2 pseudogenes are annotated in these 933 nt (G+C 50.6%); both read right to left on the reverse strand.

The window, feature by feature from the left end:
* Positions 1 to 204: pseudogene (locus DVK07_RS19755) on the reverse strand (DUF3592 domain-containing protein); the annotation flags it as partial.
* A 355-nt stretch (positions 205 to 559) separates the two neighbouring features.
* A pseudogene (locus tag DVK07_RS19760) lies at positions 560 to 933 on the reverse strand (hypothetical protein); the annotation flags it as partial.

Consider the following 933-nt stretch of genomic DNA (forward strand, 5'->3'; position numbering starts at 1 on the left):
GTAGTAATCCGAACTCCCGCGGCTCTCCGACTGGGTGACGGATGCTCCTTCAATCGTTGCTTCGACCGGCACGGCATCGTTGACCGCTTCGGACTGCTGGACGTAGTCGTACCCGCCGAAGGTGATCCCCGCCAGGCAGACGAGCACGATAATAATCGTACCCTTCGTGATTCGAACCGGTGTGCCTCGAACGGTGAACTCCATTTATCTGAACACCGTCACACGTTGTGGATGCAGTTTGGTCGATTGCATCGAAGTCTGATACCGAGGGGGTGCTACTCTGCGTGTTTCAGTATTTGTGGGGTGACGATCACCTCAAGGGCAGCAATTCCGAGTGCGACCCAACGGATTGTGCCTTCAAGCAAGGTGAATGCAATAATGGCGATGACCGCGGCATTAACGAAGCTTATACCATAGCGAATGGCTGGACTGGCAAAGATAGAGGGCATCTGTGTGGTTTGATTAGCGGCTCAATGATATTCTTTTATGTATTCTATCTCAGGGGAATCAACTCTCATCAACAGACGTGTCTTCGCCATCGGTTATCGGATTTTTCTAATTAGCTCCCAATGCTATCGAGTGATTCAGAAACCCCGCTCGTATCGACTCGTTCTGGGTTGTCTCCTTGTAGTTGGAGATAGGCCGCAGAGATAATTCCGTACAACAGAACGAAGAGGATACTGTTGATCGTATTCACGATGAGTTCCCCGACGATTGCTGCGTTGGAAATGTCGAAGAGTGTTCCCACGATGCCACTGATGAACCCAATGACGCCAGCGAGGATTACGAGGACGGAGAGTTTCAATCGATTCCCACGTGAAAGTCCCCAACTCCGTTTGAGTCCGTCGACGATCCCTCGATCCTCGACGCCAACTGAGAACGTGAAAAACAGGAAACTAACTGCGAGGAATATTACGGGAATGAACAACATTA

The sequence above is a fragment of the Halorubrum sp. Atlit-26R genome (assembly GCF_003666015.1).
Taxonomy (GTDB): domain Archaea; phylum Halobacteriota; class Halobacteria; order Halobacteriales; family Haloferacaceae; genus Halorubrum.